This window comes from Streptosporangium sp. NPDC049376 (assembly GCF_044466505.1).
In the GTDB taxonomy this organism is placed as follows: domain Bacteria; phylum Actinomycetota; class Actinomycetes; order Streptosporangiales; family Streptosporangiaceae; genus Streptosporangium.
In genome coordinates, this window is the sequence record NZ_JBITMT010000005.1 from 122,479 (window position 1) to 142,717 (window position 20,239).

The following is a 20,239-nucleotide window of genomic DNA, read 5'->3' on the forward strand; positions in this document are numbered from 1 at the left end:
AGCGGTTCGTAGGGGTAAGGCTTAAGAGGGCGCTTTACCCTGGACCAGGTTTGCTATGCCTATCTGGGGATTCATGGGGTACCCGGGGGATATGGGAAGTCACGGCCACGAGGTGACCGACGCCATCCTGGAAACGCTGAAGCGAGCCAGCAGCGGTCTCAAGGACGCGGGCGTCAGGTTCGCGCTGGCGGGGGGATGCGCCGCCTACGCGCGTGGCGCCGCTCCCTCGTTGCACGACGTGGATTTCGTCCTGCCCCAGCAGGATGTGCCCGCCGCTCTGGAGGCCCTGGGAGGCCTGGGGTTCGAGACGGCCAAGCCCCCGGAGGACTGGCTGGTCAAGGCCTATGACGAGGGCAGGCTGGTGGACCTGATCTTCAGCGTCTGCGACCACCCCGTCACCTCCCGGCTGCTGGAGCGCGCGGAGCCGATGAAGGCCTCCGCCGTGATCGTGCCCGTCCTTGAGGCGACCGACCTGGTCATCACCTGGCTGCTTCCGCTGTCGGAGCACGGCTGTGACTACGGTTCGCTGCTGCCCCAGGTCAGGGCGTTGCGCGAGCAGGTCGACTGGGGACGTGTGGCGGCCGTCACGGGAGACTCGCCGTACGCGCTCACCTTCCTGACCCTCCTGGAACGGCTCGGCGTACTGGAGGGCCCCGTCAGCCCGGCGGGAGACCCCTCCTGGCCCTGACCTTCGGGGTTCCTGGAGACCGGTTTCTGAGGACGGCTCTTTCTGAGGACGGCTCCCGAGGCGTTCTCAGAAGGCCGGGACCGGTCACCGCCCCCGGAACGCGGCGAGGGCCCCGCCTCGAAGCGGGGCCCTCGCCGTGCGTGACGTCGCGGAAGGGTCAGTAGACGCCCGTCCCGCCGTAGGGGAAGCGGCCGTAGTATTCACCGACCGTGTCGCGGTAGACCGGCTCCTTGAAGTTCGACTCGTCGAACTCGGGAGCGTTCTTGATCTCTTCCTTGGTGCGCGAGACGTGGACCCGGCGCTCCTGAGGGTCGATCCGGGTCACGGTACCGGCGGGAAGCAGGACCTTCTTTCCGAAGATCCACGGTCCGGTGTCGACGACGATGTAGCTCTCACCGACCTCGTAGGTCGCCTCGTCGACCGAGCCGATCTTCCCGTCGGTGGCCTCCACGTGATAGCCCGCGATGTCGAGACTCTGGTTGACGTCGTAGGCGTCAGCGCGATAGCTCCACAGTTCAGGCTGCATGTTTCTCTCCTTTGGTGTGGTTCGTCGGCCTCCTCCCGCTACCCCGGCTGAGATCTCCAAACGGTCACGACCCCCACGCGTTCCACGATCAAGGCCATGGCCTGGGGCTGAGCGACGAAAAATTATGAAATGGCTGTCATCTCATGGCATGGGATGACAGTTGGGTTGTGTCGCTCCGTGTCCCAAGCACGGTCTCTCGTCCGGTAGTCTTGTCGAAGCCAAGCGCCGCTAGCTCAGTTGGTTAGAGCAGCTGACTCTTAATCAGCGGGTCCGGGGTTCGAGTCCCTGGCGGCGCACAGCGGAGGAAACCCCAGGTCGGCACGCCCGGCCTGGGGTTTTCTCGTCCGGTGACCACCGAGGGGGGACCGCCCGTGGAGCTCCGGCCCGTCGTCGAGGCCGATCTGGACGCCTTCGACCTGGCCTTCCAGAGCGAGGAGGGGGCGACGCCGTACCAGTGGTTCGGGTTCACCCCGACGGTCGCACCGCGGGAGGCCCTGCGCACCCGAGGGCTCCTGGCCGGGGCGGACAACATGCTCGCCGTCACCGTGAACGGCGAGCTGGCCGGGCGGGTCGAGTGGCTGGAGCGCCGCTGGGGGCGCCGCGACACCTCGCTGTGCTGGGAGATCGCCATCGGCCTGCTGCCGTCCTGGCGGGGGCGCGGCATCGGGACCCTGGCCCAGCGGGAGCTCGTCCGCTACCTGTTCACCCACACCAGGGTCGAGCGCGTCCAGGCGACGACCGACCCGGAGAACCTGGCCGAGATCCGCTGCCTGGAGAAGATCGGCTTCCAGCAGGAGGGCCGCGTACGGCGAGCCCAGTGGCGAGGCGGCCGCTGGCACGACCAACTCCTCTTCTCCCTCCTCCGCGACGAACTCCACACGGAGCCTCGTGACGGGGCCGACCGGACGATCGGCGCCTGAGCGAAGTCGTCCTCAGACCGGCAGGCTTCGCCAGGGTGGGGTGGGCAGGCTGGGCTCGTACTCGGCGTCCCACAGGTGCGCGAGCACCAGCATCCCGACCTGCAGGTCACCCGCGTCCAGCATCGGCAGATGCTTGCGCATGATCTGCTGGACCGGCCGGTGACGAACCTGTTCCTCCAGGGAGGAGTGGAACTGCTCGGCGTTCCCCTGGGAGCGGTGGGCGACGATCGGCAGGACGTCGGTCAGGTGCCCCGCCCGGTACAGCGCGATCTGGATCTCCCAGTCCTCGGACGCGGGGAAGCGCCGGTCGTATCCGCCGACCCCCTGTAACACCTCCTTGCGGTACATGCCCGTCGCCCTGCCGTGCGTGTGCATGAACAGGCTCAGCTCAGGGATGAACCCGGCGGGGGCGTAGGTGCTGTGGAGCAGGCCGGTGTACTGGGTGTAACCGACGACGTAGGCCAGGTCGGGATTGCCGTCGAGCGCCCTGCGCGCCGCGTCGAGGAAACCGGGCCTGATCGTGTCGTCGGCGTCGAGCGGCACCACGTAGTCGCCGCGGCCGTGCCGGATCCCGGCGTTGCGGGCGGCGCTGAGTCCCTGACCCTCCTGGCTGACCTTGACCACGCCGTTCAGCCCGTCGAACAACCTGCTCGTCGCCAGGTCCGCAGAACCGTCGTTCACCACCACGATCTCGGCCTCCGGCAGGTCGCGGCGGACCGAGGCGACGGCCTCGTGAACCCGCTGTTCGTGGTCGAACAGCGGGATGACCACGGAGACACGTCCCCGGGGAGTGTCCCCGGTTCGCAGGACGGTCCCGGCGTACCGGCGTACGTATCCGGCGGCCCAGCGGGCGAAGACCTCCGAGGGCGTCCCCGCGACGGTCCCGGTGAGCGGCTCCAGGTCGACCGTCTCGATCGTGGCGTCCTGGAACAGCCCCAGGAGCCTGCGGGCCCGCACGACCGTCAGGGCCAGCGCGGCGCAGCCGACGAAGGTCAGCGTGACGGGCTGCGACTGCCAGTCGTGGGCGAGCAGGGTCTCGAAGACGCGGTCGGCGTCGGCCTGCTCCCGGCACAGGTAACGGTGGCCGGGGTTGGGGTCGACGAGCTCGGCGATCCGCACCCCGGGGTCGATCCCGACGGTGTCCGGAATCAGCCACGGGTCGAGCAGCAGGCGGAGCCGTCTGCCCGCCGCCGCCCGCCGGTTGGCCAGCCGTACGGCCCTGCGCACGCCGGACAGCCCGGCGGCGCCGGTCGAGCACACGATGACCTGGAGAGGTTCACCGCCGGGCATGACGCCTCCCCGGTGCGCTCCCCGCAGGACGCGACCGGTCGTTCCCCGGCCCCGTGTCGCCGATGGACACGGCCGCCCCCCGGCGACCGCCTCCGCCCGGAAAACGCTCAGGAAACTCCGAGGAACGTCCCCGAACCTCCGGGGAGCGACTCGTCCCGCGAGAAACCTGTTTTCCCGGCGGCCCCGGCCTTCTTCCAGTGCCTTTGTCGTCTCGGCTGAACCGAGTTTCCCCCACACCGGCCTCCCACGCCTGGTCGTCTAAGGGAATGAAGCCCCGAAGCACAGTCGAACGCAGTCTTGCAGCACGCTCGCCAAAGCGGAAGTGTTCGGTGTCAGGCCTTTCATCTTCGGCGCTCCAGGCATCCGGCGGGCGGGGCCGGGCACCCCTCGCGGATCTCGCCATTCGGCGTATTCACCGAGCGGTAACGCTGTGAACTGGGAATTCTCCGGGCATCCAAAGCCGCTTCCCGGAGCGGAAGCGGACAGGGCACGTCCTGTCACCGAGAGAAAGCAGGAATGGTGGAAAGTTCTCACCGGTGCCGTACGGTGCTTCCCGTATGAATTTCGCCCGGCCTTTTCCCGCCTTTCTCCGCCTGGGCGAGGGAACTTCCCGACAACCGCCGACGCCGTACGGCCGGGTCTGGACCGGTGTTCAAACGAAGCGGCCGCAGGGCATTTCGGAGGACCGTGACCGGACGCGGTCGCGGGCATTCTCGCGACGCGTCGTCACCGCTTTGCACGGAGAAAGCCCAGGGGAGACCGCGCTCCGGCCGGAGATCCCCTGGTTCCCACCCGTCACCTGCGGCCCACGAGTAGTCTGTCCGTGACCATTCGCGTACTCTCCGTGTCCATTGTGCGGCGGTGCGCCAACCCGTCGCAGGAAACGGCCAAGCAGGCCGTCGGGCCCAGCCGAGGGAGGCTGCGCGTGAGAATCGAAGGCTCCGCGGTGCTCACCACCACGCCGGGAGAGGCGCTGAGCGACGAGGCGATCGACCACGTCCTGCACGCCCTGACCGAGGCGGCCTGTCAAGTCGAGGCCGACTACGTGGCGGCCGTGCGGCTCAGGCAGGAGCTGTACGAGAGCGACGAGCGCGGTTCGCGGCTGCGCGCTACCCAGACGTGGCCCCCGGCGGGTCTCAGGATCGACCCGCTTGAGTCACTGGGCGCCCGGCGGACGCTCCTCGCCGAGGAGACGGCGGAGAAACTGGAGGACGCGGTGACCGTCTTCGCCGCGTGGTACGCCGACGTGGCCGCCTGCGCCGTGGTCGCCCAGCTGGTGGGGACGGGCCTGACCCCCGTCCGCGTCGCGGCGGCCGACCCCTACACCCACATGGACGAACGGCAGCTGGCGCTGTTGCCCGCCATCTCCGAGACGGACCGCGAGCTCGCCGAACTGGCCGTGTGGATGGACGAGGGCCTGACCGACGTACGGCCGGGCGACCGCGGTCCGGCACCGGTCGGCGGTCGTGACTTCGCCGCGGAGCTGGGCATGGTCGTCCGGCGAACCCCCGACGGCAGGCCCGTGCTCGTCCAGGACGGGTGGACGGAGGCGCGACGGCGGCGTCTGTGGGGCCGGATGTGGCTCGACCACCAGATGCCCCTCCTGCCGCCCACCGGCGAGCTCGTCCACGCCCTGGACAGGGCCGGAGCCGCCCCCGGCACGGTCGAGGAGATCAGGCAGGCCTCCCAGGCCGTGGACGCGGCCCTCGGCGCCAGGATGCGCGCCCACGAACTGAACGCGCGGATGGAGTCCGTGCCCCTGGGGGAGGGGCTGGCCGACAGCGTCGCCGAACTCGACGCCGAGGCGGTGCTGCTGTGGAGACAGGCCGACGAGCTTCCCCACCTGCTCATCGCCTACGCCCGGGCCCTGGCCGGCAACCTCCCCCGGCTACGCCTGCTCAGGCGAGCCTAGGGCTCGAAGCCCGGATCAGCGCCTCACCGGCCTTTCGCCGCCCAAGCCGCGTTCCGGCTATAAGAGACGCCTGCGTCGCCTCCCGGGTTCTGGGAGAGGATCAGCGAGGTCCGGCCGCCCGATGTGCTGGACGAAGAACCGTTCGACATATGCTCGGTGCTTTCCTGACGGGGAGAACCGGAGGCGGCGGCGGACCGAACCGTTCGCGATCCACCCTGCCGGTCTCTCGCCAGGGGACGGGGAGCGGCGGGGCCGCTTGGGCTCCCCGGTTCTGTCGGTGCGGTGGAATATGGTCCATGGCATGTGCCGGAGCATCAAAACCCTTCGGGAGCCCTACGCCAGTGACGTGACCGACGAGGACGTGCGGGCAGCCGCGCTCCAGTACGTCCGCAAGGTCTCCGGGTTCCGATCCCCGTCCGCCCGTAACGCCGAGGCCTTCGACAGGGCGGTCGAGGCCGTCGCCGCCGCGACGCAGGCCCTTCTCGAAGACCTGCAACTGGGGCGTCTTCCTCGGACCTGACTCCGTCGTGCGTCAGGTGATCTCGTGGTTCAGCGTCTCCAGGTGTTCCACGTCCGTGCGGAGGTCGTCCTTCCTCGCGGAGGCGCGCCCAGAGAGCACGATCACCGCGTCGTCGGCCTCGAAGACGACCTTCCTGCTCTTCGGCGGGTTCAGGACGACGCCGCCGTCGCCGCGAGCCGTACGGTCTCCTCGGTAGCCGATCGCGATCTCGCCGTACGCACGGGCGGCGGCGACCACGGTGGCGTAGTCGACCGGGACCGACAGCCGCACGTAGTCACCCGCGGGCCTGAGAGAGACCTCCTGGCCCCCGGCGGCGAACAGGTCGGTGAACACGTCGTGGCGCCGGGGATGCTCGGCGATCTGGATCATCAGCAGGCCGGTCACCCGGGTGGGAACGATCAGGTCGTCGACCTCGGTGACCTCGGCCAGGCGCCGGTCGCACTCCCTGGCCATCTCCGTCACCAGGCTGTGCCGCCAGCCGTTGCTCCTGGTCATCTCCCTGACGTGCAGAAGGGTCAGGAGCGTGCGCGAGTCGGCGACATGTGCGCCGAGCCGGTCGTCGGCCAGGATCAGGACGTGGTCGTAGGTCCCGACGCCCAGCGCCTCAAGGGTGCCGTAACGGGTGATGTCGCCACTCTCGTGGGCGAGGGTCACGTTGGCCAGGGATCCCGCGAGGGCGTCCATCCGCGAGGCCATCCGGGAGTCGTGCGCGACGACCCTCACCTGTGACCCCGGCGGCATGCGGCGGTCGAACTCGGTCACGATCGCGGCGCCGCGGCCGTTCCAGCCGAGGATCAGGACGCGGTGCGCCGTTGGGGTGTGCTCCCCGGAGGCGATGATCTCGTGGCTGTCGGGCTCGGCCGAGGTGCGGAACTGCTTGGCGCCGCCGTCGCCCATGATCAGGACAAGCCGGTCGTTCGCGTCGATCCGGGTCTCCCCGGAGGGGTTGAGCATGATCCGGCCCCGGCGCTCCAGGCCGATGAGGGAGCCGTTCTCCAGGGCGGGCAGGGCGTCACCGAAGTTCTCTCCGACGAGGTCGCAGGGCTGCCGGAAGCAGATCTCGCTTCCTCCCGACCCGAGCAGGTCGCCGTAGACCACCGACAGGCCGGGGTTCAGGCAGCTCTGGACCACGACGCGGGCGGAGATCTCGTCGACGTCGACGATCAGGGCGCCGCTCCCGCCCGCCAGCCGGGCGGCGACCAGGTTGTCCGGGTCACGGACGCCGGCGACCAGCTGCACCCTCGGCCGGACCTCGGCGGCGTCGAGCGCGAGCAGGCTCTTGATGGTCCTGGCGTCGGAGTCGGTGTCCTCGGAACCGAGCACGATGACCGCCCGTGCCCGCTCCGGGCTGACGATGGCCACGTCCGCCGGATCCGTCGGGTTGCCCGTACGGCACACGACACGCAGGTTGCGCAGCGCGGCCCTGCCCCCGATGGCCTCCTCCATGGCGGTCCGGTCCATGTCGGCGAGGATCGCCACACAGGTCGTCCCGCCTCTGCCCTCGCCCGCGGCGGCCAGCTCGGACAGGATCAGGAAGACCTGCTCCGACCAGCCGAGCACCACGGTGTGGCCGCGCTCGACCACCGGCGAGCGGCCCTTGCGGAGTCCGGCCAGCCTGCGGTCGAGCCCCGTCTTGACGAGGCCGACGAGCGCGCTGAAGATCACGATTCCGGTCAAAGCGACCACCGGGGTGCCTCGGGGGAGTGGTGGCGGCCCCTCCTCGGGTGTCGCCGTCACCGGGGACAGTGTGCGTGTCAACCCCGACCAGAGCGCGAGGGGCAGGTCGGTGGCGTCCGGGACCAGGACGACGAGGGCCGTCGCCCCGGCGACCGAGACGGCGAGCGCCACGAGGACGAGCAGGCCGAGCACGGCCCAGCCTCCCCGGATGACGAGGTTGTCGAAGCGGTAGCGCAGACGCCTCACGACGAACCCTCCGTTGTCTGACGTTAAGTTACTTGGCAGACACCGAAAGTGATTATGGCCTGTCGTCGGTGGAGGGGGAAGGCGGGGAAGAGCCTGGGGCTCCCGCCGGACTGCCGGTGCTTCGGGGCCGGCGGTCCGGCGGGAGGGCGATCAGCTGACGTTGGCGCAGATCACGTAGACGCTGATGCCGACGTCGCTGTAGCCGTCCTGGCGGCCGATGCCGTACCAGCCGGCGCCGTCCTCGGTCGGGAAGGAGCCGACGAGGATCGCGCGGTTGCCCTGGGCCTCCGCGCCGCCGCCGATGGCGTGCTTGCCCGCCGGGCACCTGACCGCGCGCCGGGTGAAGTTGGGCACGTTGGCGTTGGGCAGCTTGACGATCTGGTAGCCGGTGAAGTCGGCGGCCGTGGAGGAGGCCGTGACGGGCGTGGTGCCCGCCGAGGCCGGGAGGGCGGTCGCCGCCGTCAGGCCCGCGCAGCCGACGAGGGCGGCGAGGGCGACGGTCGTGAGCGTGTTGAGTCGCATGCTTTCTCCTGTGACGGATGGTGCTACTGCGGTCACGAGAAGTAAACAATCCGCTACGTATGGTGTCCAGCCTGGGTTTTGTGGCCTGGGGGTCACATGTGTCGCCTTCCTGGGCTCCATGTCGTGCCACGTCATACCACGTCGTCTCTGGGCGTTACGTACATGTCTCCCATGGGCCGCCCGGCTGTGCGAGGGTGGGGGTATACCGTGTGATCGGGCCGGGCCGCGTCACCGGCGCCGGGAGGGGCAGGGGTGGGTGTGAGCAGGCAGCTGGTCGTCCGTGTCACCCACCACGAGGAGGCGCGCTGCGCCGTGCTCACCGTCGAGGGCGACATCGACCGGACGTCGAGCCCGCTGCTGCGAGAGGCCATCAGGGGGCTGGTCCAGGAGAGTCGTCCCAGGATCGTCCTCGACGCGGGAGGCATCACCTTCTGTGACTCGAACGGCCTGCGCACCCTTCTCGGCGGGATGGCCATGACCTGCGAGGCGGGCGGGTGGATGCGCCTGGCGGGTGTGCGCGGCCCCTTCGAGCGGCTGCTGCGGATGACCGACCTCTACGGCTTCTTCGCCGTCGACTCCGACGTGGTCGGCGCGCTGCGGCAGGCATCCGAGGGGAGCGCCCCGAACCCGGAGTGAGGGGTTGACGGGGCCGGTGCGAGCCGTACTATGACGTAGGGTAATCGTCGATTGACGCACCGTTTCCGGACGTGGGCGCCTCCGGTCGTCCATGGCGTTTCGCCGGTCTCCAGGATGAGAGGCCGCTCCGCTCGCGGGTCGTCGAGAGCCCGAAGAACGCTCAACCAGGTGTCTCCCCGGCTCTGCCATGCCGCCTCACGCTGCCCCATGTCACGGCCGCGGTCATGCCTGGCCGTACGTCCCCCTCGGCCGATGGAGAGCGGTATGCGTCGGTTGCGAAAGGTCATCACGTCGATCCTCTGCGTCCTCGGCGTGCTCACAGGTGACCTCACCGTCCCCGCGGCGGGAGCGGGAACGGCTGTCCCCGACCGCTGGGGGTTCGCCTTCGTCAACACGCCGAACGGCGTCCCCACCCTCGCCCGCCAGGCGGGAAGCTGGCCGCCCGGCCCGGTCGTCTCGATCCTCACCCCGGCCGGAGGCCCGACGTACGTCAGGTTCCCCCGGCTGGCGACCACGGGAGGCGTCGCGCACGTCACGGCCGTCTCCCCCCGCCCCGAGTGGTGCCAGGTCCTGTGGTGGGGCCCCTCGGGCGCCGACCTGCTCGTGGCCGTACGGTGCCACCGGTACGGCGGCGCCCCGGTGACCGTCCCGTTCACCGTCCTGTTCGAGGAGAGCGTCCCGCAGGTGGAGGTCGTGGACGGGAAGGCTTTCGGCTACGTCCACCACGACGGCGTGGCGGTCGTCTCACGCGCCAACTCCGCGGCGGGTGAGAACACCGTCACCGCCGGGCCTGCGGGCACCTGGGACGTCCTCATGCCCGGCCTCGGCACGGCGCGGAGGACGGGCGCCCTGCAGGTGACCGCGGTCGATCCCGAGCGGCCCGCGCGCTGCAAGGTCGCCGCCTGGACGTCCACGGTGGCAGGGCAGAGCGTCCGGGTGCGCTGTCACGACGCGGCCGACACCCCCGTCGGCACCGGCTGGACGCTCACCTACCAGCGTGAGCGGGCCATCACCGGGGTGGCGCTCCCGTCGGAGAACTTCGCCTACACCTTCGACAACCTCCCGGACGACGCCGGGCCGTATTCCCCGCGGCCCGGCGGGATCAGCCACAACTCCCGCGGGGCCGTCAACACCGTGCGCTCCGCGGGAGCGGGGCTGCGTCTGGTGACGTTCCCGCAGGTCGGCGGGCTCCTCGACCACGTGCAGGTCACCGCGTACGGGCCCGGCCCCGAATACTGCAACCTGCCGGCACCGTGGAACACCGGCGCGCTCGCGGTGACCGTCCGGGGCGTGGCCTGCTACAACGGTCTCGTCAGGACGGCCCAGGCCTTCATGGTCACCTACGCCTCCGCCGGGTAGGGACCGGTCCCCGGTGCCCCTCACATGTTGATCATGTGTCCGGCCAGGCCGTGGATCGCCTCCTTGACCGCCTCGCCGAGTGTGGGGTGGGCGTGCACGTTGCGGGCGACCTCGGTGACGGTCAGGTCCCACTTCTGGGCCAGTGTCAGCTCGGGAAGCAGCTCGGTGACCTCGGGGCCGATCAGGTGGGCGCCGATCAGCTCGCCGTGCTCACCGTCGCTGATGATCTTCACGAAGCCGACCGCGTCCCCGAGGCCGTGGGCCTTGCCGTTGGCGCTGAAGGGGAACTTGGCCACCTGGACGTCGTAGCCGAGGTCACGGGCCTGGGCCTCGGTGTAGCCGAAGCTGGCGATCTGCGGCTGACAGTACGTCGCCCTGGGGATCATGACGTAGTCGAGCTCCATGGTCTCGGCGTCCGCGATGGTCTCGGCCGCGATGATCCCCATGGACTCGGCCGCGTGCGCGAGCATCAGCTTGGCGGTCACGTCGCCGATGGCGAAGATGTGCGGCACGTTCGTACGGCAGCGCCCGTCCACGGCGATGGCGCCCCTGTCGGTCAGGGCGACCCCGGTGCGTTCGAGGCCGTAGCCCTCGACGCGGGCCTTGAAGCCGATGGCCTGCAGCACCTTGTCGGCTTCGAGGACCTCCTGCCGCCCGTCGCGCGAGACGGTCACCCGCACCTTGTCGCCGGACTCGTCGATGGACTCCACCCGCGTCGAGGTCAGCACCTCGATGCCGAGCCGCCGGTAGTGACGTGCCAGCTCGGCGGAGACCTCCTCGTCCTCAAGCGGGACGAGCCGGTCGAGGAACTCGACGATCGTCACCTTGACGCCGTAGTTGTGCAGGACGTAGGCGAACTCGACGCCGATGGCGCCCGCCCCGGCGATGACCACGCTGCCGGGAAGTTCCTCGCTGAGGATCTGCTCCTCGTAGGTGACGACCCGGTCGGTGACCGACGTCCCCGGCAGCAGCCTCGTGGTGGCGCCCGCCGCGATGATGCAGTGGTCGAACGTCACCGTCTGCTCGCCGCCGTCGGCCCCGGTCACCCGCAGCGTGTTCGCGTCGGTGAACTCGCCCCGGCCCTCGTACTCGGTGATGCCGTTCTTCTTCATCAGGTAGTGCACGCCCTTGACGTGCCGGTCGGCGACCCTGCGGCTGCGCCTGAACGCCTCGCCGTAGTCGAAGGTGACCGTGCCCTCGACCCGGATGCCGAAGGTCTTGGCCTCGTGGTTGAACAGGTGGGCGAGTTCCGCGTTGCGCAGCAGCGCCTTCGACGGGATGCACCCCACGTTGAGGCACACCCCGCCCCAGTAACGTTCTTCGACGATCGCCGTGCTCAGGCCCAGCTGGGCGGCGCGGATCGCCGCCACGTACCCTCCGGGGCCCGCGCCGAGGACCACGACGTCATAGTGAGTGCTCATGGATCGGACACTATTGAACGGCGGGCCGCTCCGCTCACAGGGGGTGGCGTTCCCGTGAGGTGAGGGGGGCCGGTCGCCACCCCCGCCGGATTCCGCGCGCGGGTTCGCTTTTCAGGCGGTTCGCGATCTCGTCGTGTACCGGCCGGTAGGCCGCGGCGGCGGTCAGGGCGGCGGACTGGAAACGCCCTCGCGCCTCCCGCAACTCGGCGGCGATCCTGCGGCGCCCACCGGGCAGCAGCCGTACGGGGCGCAGCCTGGCCCTTTCGTGCTCGGCGCGCAGCGCGGCGCCCGCCTCGCGCAGGGTCGTCACGTACTCGACCGCGGCCTGCCGCCACCGCCGGACCTCCTCGCCGGTGCACGGCACCAGGTGGCCGGTGCCGCGGTGGTGCAACGTGTAGAGGGAGGACATGCCGGGCGGCATGGGGGAGCCCTCAAGACCGCAGCGGCTCACGCCGACCCGGCCCCCGACGGGGGCGGGCGGCTGCGCCTCGGCCCTGTTCTTCAGGCCGACGTCGTAGAAGTAGGGGTAGACGGCGTTGTCGCGACGGCAACGGCGCAGGCGGCGGTTACGGGCGTTCCTGGTACGGATGTCCGAGACCAGTTCGGACAGCGACGTGCCCTCGACGAGGATCACCATGCTCACGAGAGCGACGAACAGACCGAGCACGAGCAGAATGGTCTGGAGCATCGGAGCTTCCCTCCGGCGTTCGCGAGGATCGCGAACGCTTCGATGACTGGCTTTCCGGACAGTCACTTAAGCGTCAGATTCACGTGCTCGCACTATGGTCAGGCGATTACTCAAGCAGCCCCGTGCTTTCCCCGGCCATTATGCTTTTCCGGATTGTAGTCCCCGCCTCCCTTCATCACACAAGGACACCCTTGTTCGGATGTCGTGACATATCGCGCGGCCACGGATGGGCCTGGACGGGAGCCGCCGGGCGCGGGCCGGTCCACCCGGCCACGTACGCCCACACCCCGGTCTCGCCTTTCGTCCGGCCACGCGCCTACGCCCCGGCCCGCCTTTCGCCCGGCCACGCTTTCGTCCCGGCCAGGCCGGGGACATTCCCCGCCGCGAATCACCGGGTCTTTCACCGGGATGGGCGTCCCGGAATACGGGTGGTTCCTCAGGCGGGCCCGTGACAACCGCTTCGGCGCCGTTTTCCCGTACCGGATGAGGCGGCGACGTCCTCGGCCGCTTAAGGCAAGGGCGCTTTCCGGATAACCGGCGGGGCTTCTTCACGGCGGGCCCTCCACAAAGGGAAACACGTGGGGTTCGCCACTCGCGGGCCGACGCTTTTCCCGGCGCGGCTCACCCCTGTGCCCGCAGGTCGCCGGGGCGGGGTTCTGGTATGACGACGGGGTCGGTGGGGAGACCACGGACACGACCGAAAGCCGCGAACCGCCCACGGGAGCACGTCATGACCGGAGCATCCACCGTCCTCTCCGCCGAGTCCCTGGGACGGGACGTCGGGGCGGTCGCGCTGGTGGACCACCACGTGCACGGAGCCCTGGCCACGGACCTGTCCAGGCGGGGGTTCGAGGAGCTGATCACCGAGTCCGACCGGCCGACGCCGTCCTGGATGACCCAGTTCGACTCCCAGCTCGGCTTCGCCGTCCTGCGGCACTGCGCGCCCGTCCTCGGTCTCGAACCGCACACCGACCCGGAGACCTACCTCGCCCGCCGTACCGAACTGGGCGTCGAGGAGGTCAACCGGCGGCTGCTGACCGCGAGCGGGGTGGGTCACTTCCTGGTGGAGACCGGCTACCGGGGCGAGGAACTCCTCGGCCCGGCCGGGATGACCGAGGCCACCGGACGCCCCGCCGAAGAGATCGTCCGCCTGGAGACGGTCGCCGAACACGTCGTGACCGAGGGGACCGACGCGGCCGGCTTCTCCGCCCGCTTCGAGGCGGCCCTGTGGGAGCGCAGCCGTACGGCACGCGGGGTGAAGACGGTCGTCGCCTACCGGCACGGTCTCGACGTGGACCCGGAGCCGCCGGCCCTCGGCGAGGTGACGGCCGCGGCGGGCAGGTGGCTGCGGGAGGCCGAGCGGACGGGAAGAGTCCGTGTCGACGACCCGGTGCTGCTGCGCCACCTGATCTGGAAGGGGGTCGAGCGCGGCCTGCCGCTGCAGTTCCACACCGGCTACGGCGACCCCGACCTGGACCTGCGCCGCTGCGACCCGCTGCTGCTGCGCGGCCTCATCGAACGGGCGCAACCGAGCGGCGTCCCGCTGATGCTGCTGCACTGCTACCCGTTCCACCGCAACGCGGGCTTCCTCGCCCAGGTCTACCCGAACGTCTACTTCGACGTGGGGCTCGCCGTGAACCACACCGGGGCGCGCAGCGCGACCGTCGTCGCGGAGAGCCTGGAACTCGCCCCCTTCGCCAAGATCCTCTTCTCCTCCGACGCCTGGGGACCCGCCGAACTGCACCACCTGGGCGCCCTGCTGTGGCGGAGCGCGATGACCCGCGTCCTGTCCGGCTTCGTCGCCGACGGGGAGTGGAGCAGGACGCAGGCCGTACGGGTGGCCACGATGATCGGCGCGGAGAACGCCCGCCGCGTCTACCGGCTGGAGGGGGAGCCGGGGGTCACGGTTCCGCGGTGACCAGCACCGGGCCGCCCCGCGGGTCCACGGCGGACAGCATGTCCGTAGGGACGCGGAACACCCGGCCCGGGGCCACCGGCCACCACACCCGCCTGCGCGCCACGACCCGGTCGCCCTGCCACAGCACCACGTGCGGGAGGCGGATGTGGCGATCACCCCACAGCAACAGCCGGCGCCGGGCGGGCACCGGGTCACCGGGACGCAGGATCTCCGGCGCGACCCACCGGAAGGGCTCCCCGGCCAGCAGCCGTACCCCCTCGCCGACCGGCCACGACCCGCCGTCCAGCCAGGTCGTGACGGGACGCGCCACATGGGCGCCGTCGATCGCCGCGACGTCGGCGGTGTCCACCGGGTGGAGCAGGTTGCCCACGGCGAACACACCCGGCCGGTCCGTGCGCAGCGCGCTGTCGACCAGCGGCCCCCGGGTGCCGGGGTCGATGGCGATCCCGGCGGCGCGTGCCAGCTCGTGGTCGGGAATCCAGTCACCGGTGAGGACGAGCGTGTCGCACTCGACGACCCGCCTGCGTCCCGTGTCGAGGTTCTCGATCTCGACCGCGCGCAGGTCAGGCCTGCCGATGATCCGGCTCACCCGGGTGCGGGTGGCGACCTCCGTCCCGAACAGCACCTTTCCCGGGCCGCTGAACACGGCGTAGGAGTCCGGCCTCGGATACTCGGTGGTCATCAGCACCGTACGGCAGCCCGCCTCCCGCAGCGTCAGCGCCGCCGACCAGCTGACCAGCTCCGCGCCCACGACGACGGCCCGCTCACCGACCCTGCCGTGCCGGAGATGGACGAGGTTCTGCAGGTGCCCGGTCGTGTAGACGCCACGGGGCCGGTCCCCGGGGATGAGCCGGGCCGGACGGGGACGTTCCCGGGCGCCGGTGGCCAGGATCACCGCCCCGGCCTCGACGCGGAGACGACCCTCGGGGCTGGTCACCTCGATCGCGCGTTCCCCGGACCACCCGGTCACGGTGGCGTTCGTCCGGATCGTCGCCCCGGCCTCCTCCGCCTGCCGGACAAGCTTGCGGGCGTAGGCGGGGCCGCCCATGAAACGCCCCATGTCCCTGACGCCGTAGCCGGGGTGGTCGCTGTGGCGGGGGATGCCGCCGGCCGTACTCTCGCGGTCGAGGACCAGGACCTCACCGCCGACCCGGGGGGCGAGCACCCGCGCGGCGCTCAGCCCGGACGGCCCCGCGCCGACGACGACCACGTCCGGGGTGAGGGTGGTGACGGTGTCGCTCATCGGTCGGCCTCCAGCAGGTTTCCGATCTCGGCGCCGCAGAAGAACCCCTGGCAGCGCCCGTTCATCGCCCTCGTACGGCGCCGCAACCCCTCAAGCCCGGCGGGCGGGATCGGTGAGGTGAGGGCGTCACGGATCTCCCCCTCGGTCACCCGCTCGCAGAAACAGACCACCTTGCCGTAGGCGGGGTCGGCGGCGATCCGCTCGGCGTCCTGGTAGGGACGCAGGAAGGACTCCCCGAGGTTGGGCATGCGGGGAGGTTCGGGCAGATCGGTCCTCGGCACGAGCGGCAGCCCGGCCTTGCCCGCCAGTTCGGTGACGTACCGGGCGATGGCCATGCCCGCGGTGAGCCCGGTCGAGCGGATACCGCCGACGAGGACGTAACGGTGCTCCGCGTCGGCCTCGATCAGATAGTCCTGGCGGTCGCTCGCCGCGCGCAGTCCCGCGTAGGTCGCGGTGACCTCCTCCCGCAGCAGCTCGGGCATGATCTTGCGCCCCTTCTCCAGGAGGAACTCAAGGCCCCGCTCCGAGGTCCCGGTGTCGGTCCGGTCGAGGAGGTCCTCGGCGGTCGGCCCGAGCAGAACGTTCCCGTAGACGGTCGGGCTGACCAGCACGCCCTTGCCGCGTGAGGACGGCACCGGCAGGATGATCCGGTCGGCCAGCGGGCGGGCGAGCTTGTCGTAGACCAGCAGCTCACCGCGGCGCGGCGTGACGGTGAAACGGTCGTAGCCGAACAGCCGGTCCACGACGTCGGCGCCGAGCCCGGCCGCGTTGACGACCCAGCGGGCGGTGACGTCCCCGCCCGAGGTGCGCAGCGTCGTCGACTCCCAGTGCTCCTCGACGGTCAGGACCCGGTGGTTCAGCAGCAGCGTCACCCCCCGCAGGACCGCCTCGGTGGCCAGCGCCAGATTGGTCGTCCAGGTGCAGATGATGGACTCGTCGGGCACGGTCAGCCCGCCGAGGGCCCCCTCACCCAGGTGCGGCGCCAGCCGGTAGACCTCCTCCGCGCCGACGATCTCCGTCTTGTCGTAGCCGTTGAGCCCGGCCTTCTCCTTCAGGCCCGGCAGCGCGTCGAGCTCCTCGGCGGTCCAGGCGACCAGCAGGGCCCCGGTGTGCTCGACCGGGATGCCCGTACGGGCCGCGTAGCCGTACAGGAGGTGATAGCCCTCGCGCACCAGACGGGATTCGAGGGTGCCGGGTTTGGCGTCGAAACCGGTGTGCAGGATCGCGGTGTTCGCCTTACTGGTGCCGTCGCCGACGTCGTCACGCGCTTCGAGCAGCGCCACACTCAGCTCGTGCCCCGCCAGCTCCCTGGCGATGGCGGAGCCGACGATGCCCGCTCCGATCACCGCCACGTCGAACGTGCCCACCCCCGTGGTGCTCACCGTTCCCCCTCCTGCTCCTGTCTCGTTGTGGTCGTCCGTACGGCCTCGTGCCAGCGGGCGCGGAACTCGGCCGCCCGCTCCGCCGGCCAGTGCGGCTCGTACGTCGTGGCCGGTTTCCACCCGCCGACCGCCTCCCGCAGCGGCAGGGCGGGGTCGAGCGCCGCGCGGGCCAGCGCGGCGGCGCCCAGCGGGGTCGCGTGCTCCGACGGGTAGACCTCGATCGTGACCTGCGCCAGGTCGGCGACCGCCTGCATGAGCACCCGGCTGCGGGTGAGCCCGCCGTCCACCCTGAGGGCGCTCAGCGGCCGCCCGAGATCGGCGGCGACGAGGTCGCCCAGCTCGGCGACCTGCGCCGCGACGCCCTGCAGTACGGCCAGCACCAGGTGCCCCCGGCCGGTGGAGAGCGTCATCCCGGTGAAGGAGGCCCTGGCGTCCGGCCGCCACCACGGGGCGGCGAGCCCGGCCAGCGCGGGGACGCACAGCACGCCCTCGCTGTCGTCGGCCGCCACGACGTCGAGGTCGGCCGCCGAGCCGATCATGCCCAGGTCCTGCAGCCACCGTACGGCCGAGGCCGCCGTGTAGACCTGCCCGTCGAAGCAGTAGGACGTCTCCCCCCTGACCCGCCAGGCGACGGAGGCGGCCAGGCCCGCCGTCGAACGCGTGGCCGAGGTGCCGGTGTTGGCCAGCAGGAACGCCCCGGTGCCGAAGGTGCACTTCGCCTCGCCCGCGGTGAGGCAGTTCTCGGCGAGCAACGCCGCCTGCTGGTCGACGACCAGCCCGCACACCGGCAGGTCCCCCCCGAACGCGGAGGTCGAGCCGACCACCTCGTCGTTGGCGGCGACCCGGGGCAGCCGCTCCCCGCCGAGCCCGAACAGTTCGAGCAGCCCGTCGTCCCAGTCCGCGTCGGCGAGCCGGGTGACCAGCGACCGGCTCGCCGTCGAGACGTCGGTGACGAACTCCCCGGTCAGCCGGTGCACCAGCCACGAGTCCGAGGTGGTGACCACACCCTCCCCGGTCACGTTCTCCCGCAGCCAGGCCATCTTGGGCGCGGAGAAGTACGGGTCCAGGACCAGCCCGGTGGCCTGCGCGACCCGGTCGGCGTGTTCGCGCAGCCGTACGCAGATCTCCTCGGAACGGCGGTCCTGCCACACGATCGCGGTGGACAGCGGCTCGCCCGTCGTGGGGTCCCAGGCCAGTACGGTCTCACCCTGGTTGGCCAGCGCCACGGCGTCGACGGGGACACCGGCCTGCGCGACGGCCCGCCGCCCGGCCTCAAGGACCGAGTCGAGCAGTTCCCTCGGGTCCTGCTCGACCCCGCCACCCGGCAGGTAGACGGGGCGCACCGGGTGCTCGGCCAGGCCGAGCACCCTCCCCTCACCGTCGGTCACGACCGCCTTGGTCCCCGAGGTGCCCTGGTCTATCGCCAGTACGGTCGTCATCGCCGGTTCACGTCCCCCCGATCCTGGGAGACGTCGTGCCCGGCGGCGGCGTCGGCGTCCAGCTCGGCGTCGATGGAGCGCATCTCCGGCATGGCCAGGCCACGTGCCCCGCCCCTGGTGGCGAGCAGGTAGACCAGGTAGGCGGCGCCGATCACCAGCATGATCAGCACATAGGTCCACGGGTCGGCGAACGAGGCGTCGCGGAACAGCAGCAGCTCGAACACCAGCCAGACCACCGCGACCGTGACCACCGGGATCTCCCAGCGGCCCAGGTCGAAGCCCCTGCTGGGCGGCAGCGAACGGCGCTTGACCACGTACAGGGCGACGGTCGAGGCGTAGATGATCGCGGGCAGCAGCGTCGCCGCGGCGAACAGCCCGAACAGCGCGTCCGTCCTGGTCGAGAAGATCGCCAGGATCAGCTGGCCGATGACGCACATGAGCACGGTCGCGTTCAGCGGCGTGCCGAACCTCGGCGAGATCTTCTGCCAGGCCTGCCAGCCGGGGAAGCGCTCGTCACGGGACATCGCCCAGACCAGGCGCACCCCGCTCATGAGGATCACCATGCCACAGGCGAAGATCGCGATGACCACCAGCACCAGCAGGGCCGTACCCACGACCGGGCCGAGGGTCCGGGTGATCACGTCCGCGATCGGCGTGTCCGACTTCGCCAGCTCGACCGGGTCCCCGGCGAGCAGGGTGACGGCGATGAGGAACAGGAAGCCCAGCACACCGGAGGCGAGGACCGCCTGCCACATGGCGCGGGGCACGACGCGGGCCGGGTCCTTGGTCTCCTCGGCCAGGTTGGCCGCCGACTCGAAGCCGACGATCGTGAACGCGCCGAGCAGGAAGCCCAGCATCCACGGGCCCGCCGAGGTGAGTGTGCCGAAGGACAGGTAGCCCTCGGCGGGGACGGCGCCGGTGCTGAAGAGGTTCGCGAAGTTGGCCTCCTTGGCGACGAACCCCACCCCGAGCAGCAGCAGGACCAGGGCGATCATGCCGGCCAGCTCGGCGGAGACGGCGAAGTTGTTGACCCGTTCGGTCCACTTCGTGGACAACCCGACCAGGAACGCCTGGGCGAGGATGACCACCCCGGTGATCACCCACGCGTTCAGCGCCGTCCCCTGGTAGTTCAGCAGCGCCGGAAGCACGGTCGAGGCGATGGTGTAGTCGACCGCGACCACCACGATCGCCAGGAATGTGAACGAGATCCAGCCGATGATCCAGCCCAGGACGGGATTGGCCAGGCGGGAGGTCCACTGGTAGGAGTAGCCGGTCACCGGGATGCGCGCGGCCAGGGAACCGAAGATGAACGCGACCGCGAGCTGACCGATGATCACGATCGGCCAGGTCCAGATGCCCGCGGGCCCCGAACTGTTCAGCACGGAGCCGTAGGTGGTGAAGATTCCCGTGGCGATCGAGACGAAGGCGAAGGCGACCGCGAACGACGCGAAACGCCCGGTTCCTCGCTTCATCGCCTGCTTGTAGCCGAACTCCTCGACGCTCGCCGTGGCCTGATCCGGGGACTCGTGTGGTGAATACTGGGGCATGGGTCCCAACTCCTGTGTTTCCTGTCAGATGGTGCATCGGCTGGGGATCCGAGCCGGGTGGCGTTGCCGCGCCTCCCGGCTCCTCGAACTCTCCGGCTCCTTGGTTTTTTGAGGCTTCGGGCCCTTTGGGACCCGGCCTTCGCTCTTGGGCCCGGCTTTCTGGGCCTGGCCTTTTCGGTCTTGAGCTCCTTCGGCATGGGACCCGTTTTGTGGATCTCTATGCCTACTGTGGTCGCCCATACTTCGTTATGGGCTCCTTCTCCGCCTCGCGGCGCGTCCACCTGGGCGATCCGTGCTACGGCGAA

General features: G+C 70.6%; 17 protein-coding genes and 1 tRNA gene. 8 read left to right on the forward strand and 10 right to left on the reverse strand.

Translation table 11 applies throughout. The annotated features are described in order from the left end of the window. Positions 1-91 precede the first annotated feature (91 nt). Positions 92-688, forward strand: coding sequence for a nucleotidyltransferase family protein (locus ACIBVQ_RS16165; RefSeq protein ID WP_352010379.1), 597 nt, complete (start codon positions 92-94; stop codon positions 686-688). Between the two features lie 157 nt (positions 689-845). On the opposite strand, the gene ACIBVQ_RS16170 is transcribed toward ACIBVQ_RS16165, so the two are convergent. Continuing rightward, entirely contained in the window at positions 846-1,214 is a 369-nt protein-coding gene (locus ACIBVQ_RS16170; protein ID WP_386187144.1) for a PRC-barrel domain-containing protein, read from the reverse strand. 222 nt (positions 1,215-1,436) lie between these two features. On the opposite strand from ACIBVQ_RS16170, the gene ACIBVQ_RS16175 reads away from it, so the two are divergent. Both ACIBVQ_RS16175 and ACIBVQ_RS16180 read left to right on the forward strand, forming a co-directional pair. Beyond that, a tRNA-Lys gene (locus tag ACIBVQ_RS16175) sits at positions 1,437-1,510 on the forward strand. 75 nt (positions 1,511-1,585) lie between these two features. Then, positions 1,586-2,134, forward strand: a complete 549-nt coding sequence (locus ACIBVQ_RS16180; RefSeq protein ID WP_399178169.1) for a GNAT family N-acetyltransferase — start codon at positions 1,586-1,588, stop codon at positions 2,132-2,134. A 12-nt stretch (positions 2,135-2,146) separates the two neighbouring features. On the opposite strand, the gene ACIBVQ_RS16185 is transcribed toward ACIBVQ_RS16180, so the two are convergent. Next, on the reverse strand, positions 2,147-3,424 hold the full coding sequence (locus ACIBVQ_RS16185) for a glycosyltransferase family 2 protein (RefSeq protein WP_399178171.1): 1,278 nt from the start codon (positions 3,422-3,424) through the stop codon (positions 2,147-2,149). Positions 3,425-4,349: 925 nt separating this feature from the next. Here ACIBVQ_RS16185 and ACIBVQ_RS16190 point away from each other — a divergent pair. Then, positions 4,350-5,336, forward strand: a complete 987-nt coding sequence (locus tag ACIBVQ_RS16190) for a hypothetical protein (protein WP_399178173.1) — start codon at positions 4,350-4,352, stop codon at positions 5,334-5,336. 301 nt (positions 5,337-5,637) lie between these two features. Beyond that, entirely contained in the window at positions 5,638-5,856 is a 219-nt protein-coding gene (locus tag ACIBVQ_RS16195) for a DUF2277 domain-containing protein (RefSeq protein WP_352010387.1), read from the forward strand. A 12-nt stretch (positions 5,857-5,868) separates the two neighbouring features. Here ACIBVQ_RS16195 and ACIBVQ_RS16200 read toward each other — a convergent pair whose 3' ends face one another. Both ACIBVQ_RS16200 and ACIBVQ_RS16205 read right to left on the reverse strand, forming a co-directional pair. Beyond that, positions 5,869-7,779 (reverse strand): potassium transporter TrkA, encoded by a 1,911-nt coding sequence (locus ACIBVQ_RS16200; RefSeq protein WP_399178175.1) that lies wholly within the window; start codon positions 7,777-7,779, stop codon positions 5,869-5,871. A gap of 150 nt (positions 7,780-7,929) precedes the next feature. Next, positions 7,930-8,301, reverse strand: coding sequence for a hypothetical protein (locus ACIBVQ_RS16205; protein ID WP_386187129.1), 372 nt, complete (start codon positions 8,299-8,301; stop codon positions 7,930-7,932). Positions 8,302-8,559: 258 nt separating this feature from the next. Between ACIBVQ_RS16205 and ACIBVQ_RS16210 the strand changes: the two genes are divergently transcribed. After that, a complete protein-coding gene (locus ACIBVQ_RS16210; RefSeq protein ID WP_352010390.1) occupies positions 8,560-8,937 on the forward strand; it encodes an STAS domain-containing protein in 378 nt (125 codons plus the stop codon). A gap of 264 nt (positions 8,938-9,201) precedes the next feature. Then, entirely contained in the window at positions 9,202-10,296 is a 1,095-nt protein-coding gene (locus ACIBVQ_RS16215; RefSeq protein ID WP_399178178.1) for a hypothetical protein, read from the forward strand. Positions 10,297-10,316: 20 nt separating this feature from the next. On the opposite strand, the gene lpdA is transcribed toward ACIBVQ_RS16215, so the two are convergent. Continuing rightward, positions 10,317-11,717, reverse strand: a complete 1,401-nt coding sequence (lpdA, locus tag ACIBVQ_RS16220) for a dihydrolipoyl dehydrogenase (RefSeq protein WP_362773948.1) — start codon at positions 11,715-11,717, stop codon at positions 10,317-10,319. A gap of 34 nt (positions 11,718-11,751) precedes the next feature. Continuing rightward, positions 11,752-12,405 (reverse strand): hypothetical protein, encoded by a 654-nt coding sequence (locus ACIBVQ_RS16225; RefSeq protein WP_399178181.1) that lies wholly within the window; start codon positions 12,403-12,405, stop codon positions 11,752-11,754. A 730-nt stretch (positions 12,406-13,135) separates the two neighbouring features. On the opposite strand from ACIBVQ_RS16225, the gene ACIBVQ_RS16230 reads away from it, so the two are divergent. Further along, a complete protein-coding gene (locus tag ACIBVQ_RS16230; protein WP_399178183.1) occupies positions 13,136-14,323 on the forward strand; it encodes an amidohydrolase family protein in 1,188 nt (395 codons plus the stop codon). On the opposite strand, the gene ACIBVQ_RS16235 is transcribed toward ACIBVQ_RS16230, so the two are convergent. Genes ACIBVQ_RS16235 through ACIBVQ_RS16250 form a run of 4 tightly spaced genes read right to left on the reverse strand, consistent with a single transcriptional unit; the run spans position 14,307 to position 19,934 of the window. After that, the gene (locus ACIBVQ_RS16235) at positions 14,307-15,566 is read right to left on the reverse strand and encodes an NAD(P)/FAD-dependent oxidoreductase (protein WP_399178185.1); all 1,260 of its coding nucleotides are present in this window, start codon (positions 15,564-15,566) and stop codon (positions 14,307-14,309) included. The two genes, ACIBVQ_RS16230 and ACIBVQ_RS16235, sit on opposite strands and share 17 nt — an antisense overlap. Next, entirely contained in the window at positions 15,563-16,948 is a 1,386-nt protein-coding gene (locus ACIBVQ_RS16240) for an NAD(P)/FAD-dependent oxidoreductase (protein WP_399178186.1), read from the reverse strand. Before ACIBVQ_RS16240 ends, ACIBVQ_RS16235 begins: the two co-directional genes overlap by 4 nt. Then, positions 16,945-18,387 carry an FGGY family carbohydrate kinase gene (locus ACIBVQ_RS16245; RefSeq protein ID WP_399178188.1) on the reverse strand — a complete coding sequence of 481 codons (1,443 nt, stop codon included), beginning with the start codon at positions 18,385-18,387 and terminating at the stop codon, positions 16,945-16,947. Before ACIBVQ_RS16245 ends, ACIBVQ_RS16240 begins: the two co-directional genes overlap by 4 nt. Continuing rightward, positions 18,384-19,934: an amino acid permease gene (locus ACIBVQ_RS16250; RefSeq protein ID WP_399178190.1), complete on the reverse strand. Its 1,551-nt coding sequence runs from the start codon at positions 19,932-19,934 to the stop codon at positions 18,384-18,386. Before ACIBVQ_RS16250 ends, ACIBVQ_RS16245 begins: the two co-directional genes overlap by 4 nt. Between the last annotated feature and the right edge of the window lie 305 nt (positions 19,935-20,239).